This window comes from Streptomyces sp. I05A-00742 (genome assembly GCF_013055795.1).
Classification (GTDB): domain Bacteria; phylum Actinomycetota; class Actinomycetes; order Streptomycetales; family Streptomycetaceae; genus Streptomyces.
On the sequence record NZ_JABETO010000102.1, the window covers coordinates 1 to 432 of the forward strand.

At 81.2% G+C, this 432-nt stretch carries 1 pseudogene; it reads left to right on the forward strand.

Annotated elements, in window-relative coordinates:
- Positions 1–432 (forward strand): annotated as a pseudogene (locus tag HN013_RS32250) (SMC family ATPase); the annotation flags it as partial.

Below are 432 nucleotides of genomic sequence, written 5' to 3' on the forward strand. Positions count from 1 at the left end.
AGCCGACGCGCCCGCCGCCCGGGCGGCCCTCGCGGAGGCCGAGCGCGAGTACGAACGCCGCCGCGACGCCCAGCAGGCGGCGCGGCTGCGGATCGCCGCACGGACGTCCCACCGCGACGACCTGGAGCAGGAACGGGCCGTCCTGCACGAGGAGTTGGCCCGGGCGCGGGACGGCGAGGAGTCCGTCGCCCGCCGTGCCGGGCTGCTGGAGGACCGGGCCGGCCGGCTCGCCGAGGCCGCCGCGGCCGCCCGCGCCGCCGAGGACGCGGCCGCCGCCGTGAAGGAGGCCGACGCCCGGCTCGCCGACGCCGCCTACCACGCCGGGTTCGACACGCCCCGCCTCGCGGCCGAGGCACTGCTGGACCCTTCGGCGCTGCGGGAGCTGGAACAGCGCCTGGCCGCCCGGCAGCGCGAGGAGGCCGCCGTCGCGGC